Genomic DNA, 5,626 nt, shown 5'->3' with positions numbered 1-5,626 from the left:
GCACCAAGGCCTCCGCACGCAAGGCTCCGGCCCGCAAGACGGCCGCCAGCAAGGTCGTCGCGAAGAAGGCGGCTCCCAAGACAGCCGCGCGCAAGGTTGTCGCCACAAAGGCGCCGGCACGCAAGAATACCGCTCCGGCGAAGAAGGTCGCCGCGACGCCGGTCTCGAAGTCCGCTCCGACCAAGCGCAGTGCAAGCGCGCACACGATCGAACAGAAGCCGGTATCGCGTGTCCCCGCGACCAACACGCCGCGTAAGCCGCCGCTGACTGTCGCGCCGGCAACCGCCTCTGCGCCAGCGGCAGCCAAGCCGGTCGTCGCCAAGGCGAAACCCGCGCCGAAGCCCCGCCCGAAGCCGGCGACGCCCGCAGCGACGACTACCGACGAGCCGGTTCAACACATCAGCCAGGAAGAGGCCGTCGCGCACATCCAGGCACTGCTTGAAGCCAAGCGCGAGCGCGATCGTCAGCCGCCCTCGTGGCCGACGGGAGAGAACAGCAATGGTGTGCCGGCCACGCAACCGGGTGGCGAGCAGAATCCGCCGTCACCTTCGCCGGCATCGCCGGAAGCCAACTACGCCAATGAGGCGCATCAGCGCGGCGATCAGCAGAAGAGCAAGCCCTGATCGACGAAGGCTTCGGTCTGCGTATGCTGAATGAAGGGAAAGGGTCGCTTTCGCGACCCTTTCCTTTTTAGCGGGCGTTCAATCGCGGGGGCGCAGTGTCGAAGTCGTCCATCGCCGTCATCTCATCAGAGAAAACCCCATGCGTCGTGCGCATTCCCTGCTTCTCGTTCTCGCGGCTACCCTGCCGCTGGCGGGTTGTTACTACGACCCCGGCTACGTTCGCAGCCGCTCCGGGGGCGATGCGTATTACGGCACGGAAACGACGACGGTCGTCCAGCCGGTCGGTGCTTACTACGCCCCGGGTTACGGCTACTACGGCCCGGGTTATTACGGCGGTGGGTACTCGACGATTGCCGTGGGTTCCGCCTGGTATGGTGGTGGTTACGACCGTCGCTATTACCGCGACCGTGACGGGCACGATCATCCGCGGCCGCCACCTCCGGGTGGCTGGCACGGTCGTCCCGGCGACGGTGATCATCGACCGCCGGGTGGCTGGCAGGGCGGCGGTCGTCCGCCACCTCCGGGTGGGCAAGGGGGCAATCATCAGCCCCCGCCGGGTGGTTGGCACGGTGGTGGGCAACCCGGTAACCGTCCGCCGTCCTCGTCGGGCTCGCACTCGCCGCCGCGCAACAACGTCAATCGGGGCGCCAGTAATCGCGATGAGCGTTGACGGCGCGGTGATGACCCACAGGGTTGGACGGGCCAGGGAACCGCCCATCACGCCTAGGCTGGACCGCCGCATGCAACGGCGTCTGTCGTGGTGTCTCGCGTTCCTCCGTTATCGCTGGTTTCGCTGGCCGTCGCCGCGCTGCTCGGCTGTACGGCCGTGCAATCGCGAGCGTGGCTGCCCGCGTGGCCCTGGTCGATGCTGGCCACTGTCGTCGCCTTGGCCTATGCCGTTGCCTTGCCATGGAGGGCCGCGCGACACCTCGCCGTAGTCATGCTGTTCGCCGCATGGGCTGCCCTCCAGGGCGCGCGCGGCATGGGTGCGAGACTGCCGGCGGACGACGAGGGGAAGGATGTTGTCGTCACGGGGCGCGTTGTCGATCTTCCGCGAGCGCGTGGCGGCGATGCGTCGTTCCTGTTCGTGCCGGACACCGTAGGCGGTGGGCCACCCGCAACACGAGGCACGTACCGCCTCAGCTGGTATCGCACGCAGGTGTCGCCTGGGCCATGTGAGCGCTGGCGGCTCACCGTTCGCCTGCGCCGTCCCCGCGGCAACATCAATCCGGGCGGCGGTGACGCGGAACGCACGGCCCTTCAGCGCGGCATCGTCGCCTCGGGCTATGTGCGCGCTGCTCCCGACAACGCGCGCATCGGGGTGGGCGTGTGCGTGGACGCATGGCGCGGTGGCATTGCGCGAGCGCTGGACAGCCATCTGGGCACGGAGGACGCCCGTATCCTCAAGGCGCTCGCCGTCGGCGACACGCGCGGCCTCGACGCGGCGGACTGGGACATCGCCCGCGCCACGGGTGTGTCGCACCTGATCGCCATCTCGGGATTTCATGTCGGCGTAGCCGCCGGGGGCGGTGTGCTCGCCACGCGGCTGCTCTACGCGTGGTGGCCGATGCTCGCGCTGTTGTGGCCGAGGCAGATGACGCAGGCGATGGTCGGCCTGCTGGTGGCGGGCGGCTACGGGATGCTCGCCGGGCTGGGGCTACCGACCGTGCGCACTTTGCTGATGATCGGCGTCGTGGTGCTGGCGGGGATGGCACGTCGCCGCGCGGGCGGATTGTCGCTGCTCGCCTTCGCGATGCTCGCCGTGCTGACGTTCGATCCGCTCTCCGTGCTCTCGGCGGGGTTCTGGTTGTCGTTCGCAGGGGTGGGGTTTCTGGTGTGTTGCGTGGCTCCGCGGTCGCGGGGCTTTCTCGGCTGGCTCGGCGAACTTCTGAGAGCGCAGGCGGCGATGAGCATCGCGCTGCTGCCACTGTCCCTGTGCCTGTTCGGCAGCACGTCGCTGATGGGCTTCATCGCCAACCTGGTCGCGGCACCGTTGGTGAGCTTCGTCGTGGTGCCGCTCACGCTGGTGGGCTGCGTCCTCCTGGCCGTGCCGTCTCTCGCGGTTCCYTTACTCGTAGCGGCGGCGTGGTTGCTCAAGCAGCTGTGGCGAATGCTGGCCGCACTGGCCGATGTTCCGGGCGCCCAACTGAGCGTGGCCGAAAGCGGCATCCTGCCGGTTGTTCTGGCGACGGTGGGAGCGCTGTGGCTGTTCATGCCGCGTGGCGTGCCGCTGCGTGGCTACGGCGCCTTATTGTTCCTGCCGTTGCTGCTGCCTCCACGCGATATGCCCAGGTCCGGCGCCTTTCGCGCTTGGGTGCTCGATGTAGGGCAGGGACTGGCAGTGGTCGTCCACACGCGACACCACACACTCGTCTACGACACCGGCCCTGCCTACGGCGGCGGTCGTGACGCCGGCGCCGGCATCGTGCTGCCGTCGATCACGGCTCTGGGCCTGGGCGGGGTGGATACCCTCGTCGTCAGCCACGGGGACGTAGACCACGCCGGTGGCGCGGCGGCCATCGTCGGTCGCTACCCGAAGGCGCGACGGCTCTCCGGCGAACCGGGCAGGCTGGAGTTTCCGGCAGAGCCATGCACGTCGGAGGCGGACTGGTCGTGGGATGGCGTCGGCTTCCACTTTCTCGACGTGCCGCGCGAGGGTCCAGGCAAGACAGCCAGTAACGACCGCTCGTGCGTCCTCTCGATCGAAGGAGAAGGAGGGCGCTTCCTGCTCACAGGCGACATCAGTGCCAAGGCCGAGCGTCGTATGGATCGCGATGCGTTGTGGTCTGAACTGCCGACGGTGACAACGGTAGCGCATCACGGCAGCAAGCATTCGTCCGATGTGCTTTGGCTTCGGGCTGTGCAGCCTGAGCTGGCTATCGTGTCGTCGGGGTGGCGCAATCGGTTTGGCCATCCGCATGCTTCGGTGCTGGCGCGGCATGAGGATGCGGGGGCTGACGTGCTCAACACCGCCATCAGTGGCGCGATCGTGGTCGATATGCCGCGTGATGCCACGCCTCGGGTAGTGCGGGAGTGGCGTCGACCGGCGAGCCGTTACTGGCGGGAGTAAGGAGGGCCGTCCACCGCCCGAACACCCTTTCGTGCTGCACCGCCGTTTGACATTCCCAATTTAGAACGATTTAAATGCGGGTTCCGCTAGACAAGGGGATGAGCGTGACGGTATCGAAGCACGGTTGGGGCAGGGCGGCATTCGCTCTGGTGACGGCGTCTCTTGTGGTACCGGTGGGAGCCCTTGCGGCGACCCAGCGCTTTGACAGCTCCTTCGAGACCGCGCAGCCCGCGCCGCTGGCGGCCAAGGGTGCGCTCGACGTTCGCGTCGTCGGGGGGCCACCCCCGGAGGCAGTGCTTACCGCGAAGGCCAATGTCGGCTTCACCGGCACGCACTCGCTGCGTTACACGGGTACGGGCAATGGCTCGCCGGCGACGACGAAGCTGTTCGACACCGATGTGCGCATCGGCGACGACACGGTGTTGTCCTGGCTGGTCTTCCCTCGCTCCAACAAGGACGACCTCGTCAATCCGGCCAACTACCTGGCCGTGGACCTCGTGTTCGACGACGGCACGCGCCTCTCCACCAGCGCCGCGCGCGACCAGCATCGCGTGCCCGCCACCGCGAAGGGGCAGGGCGAAGGTCGTGTGCTTTATCCCGACCAGTGGAACTACGTGAGCGTGGATCTGGGCGCCGTGGCCAAGGGCCGTCGTGTCCGTTCGATCGAACTTACCGCGGACGCACCTGCTGGCGAGGCCTTCGAGGGCTACCTCGACGACGTGCGCATCGGCGAAGTCAAAGTCATCAACAGCACGCACCCGACCGACTACGTCGACACGCGCCGTGGCTCCAACGCCAACGAAAACTACTCGCGCGGCAACAACTTCCCCGCCGTGGCCATGCCGCATGGCTTCAACTTCTGGACGCCGACGACCAACGCCGGGTCCAACTGGATCTACCAGTACCAGGCCCGCAATGGCGAGGACAATCGCCCGCGCATCGAGGCCTTCGCCCTCTCGCACGAGCCCAGCCCGTGGATGGGCGAGCGCCAGACCTTCCAGGTCATGCCGGCGCAGGCGGCTTCCGGTGCACCGGCGCTGAAACGCGAGACGCGTGCGCTGTCGTTCGGCCACGACGCCGAACTGGCGCATCCGGATTACTACCGCGTGCACTTCGATGACGGCATCACCACCGAGATCACGCCGACCGATCACGCGGCGATGTTCCGCTTCACCTTTGCCGACAAGCGCTCGCAGCTGGTCTTCGACAACCTCAATGAGAAGGCGGCGGTCACGCTCGATCCGGGCCAGCGCAGCATCCAGGGCTGGTCGGACGTCAAGAGCAGTCTTTCCACCGGCGCCACTCGCCTGTTCTTCTACGCGGTGTTCGATAAACCCGTAGCCGAGAGCGGCCGCCTCACCGGCGAGAAGCGCGACGCTGCCTCCGCCTGGTTCGGCTTCGACACGTCGAAGAAGGGCGATCGCGTCGTTTCCATGCGGATCGCCACCTCGCTGATCGGCGTTGACCAGGCGAAGGCCAATCTCGCCCAGGAAATCGCGCCGGACGACACCTTCGACAGCGTGCACGAGCGCGCACGCAAGGCCTGGGACGATCGCCTGGACACGGTCAAGGTGGAAGGCGCCTCGCCCGACGAGAAAACCATCCTCTACTCGAGCCTGTACCGCCTGTTCCTGTACCCGAACCACGCCTACGAGAACACCGGCAGCAAGGACGCGCCCGTGTGGCGCTACGCCAGCCCGTTCTCCGCGCCGGCAGGTTCGAACACGGATACCGCGACGGGTGCGCGTATCGTCGAGGGCCAGCCGTTCGTCAATAACGGCTTCTGGGACACCTATCGCACGGCGTGGCCGGCCTACGTGCTGCTCACCCCGAACGAAGCGGGCAAGATGATCGATGGCTTCGTGCAGCAATATCGCGACTCGGGCTGGATCGCGCGCTGGTCGTCGCCGGGCTATGCCGACCTGATGGTGGG

Annotated in this window: 3 protein-coding genes and 1 pseudogene; all 4 read left to right on the top strand. The window is 67.2% G+C overall.

The window, feature by feature from the left end; genetic code table 11:
* A pseudogene (locus AC1DSN_RS17565) lies at window positions 1-623 on the top strand (hypothetical protein); the annotation flags it as partial.
* A gap of 139 nt (window positions 624-762) precedes the next feature.
* Entirely contained in the window at window positions 763-1,293 is a 531-nt protein-coding gene (locus AC1DSN_RS17560) for a hypothetical protein (RefSeq protein WP_477331935.1), read from the top strand.
* Window positions 1,294-1,383: 90 nt separating this feature from the next.
* Window positions 1,384-3,693, top strand: a complete 2,310-nt coding sequence (locus AC1DSN_RS17555) for a DNA internalization-related competence protein ComEC/Rec2 (RefSeq protein WP_477296764.1) — start codon at window positions 1,384-1,386, stop codon at window positions 3,691-3,693.
* A 74-nt stretch (window positions 3,694-3,767) separates the two neighbouring features.
* Window positions 3,768-5,626 (top strand): glycoside hydrolase domain-containing protein (locus AC1DSN_RS17550; RefSeq protein ID WP_477331933.1); only part of this gene is annotated, 1,859 nt, incomplete at its 3' end.

The organism is Luteibacter sp. P4_D7_3 (assembly GCF_056401735.1).
Note: the sequence above shows the minus strand (reverse complement) of the source record. Positions and strands in the feature narration are given on the sequence as shown.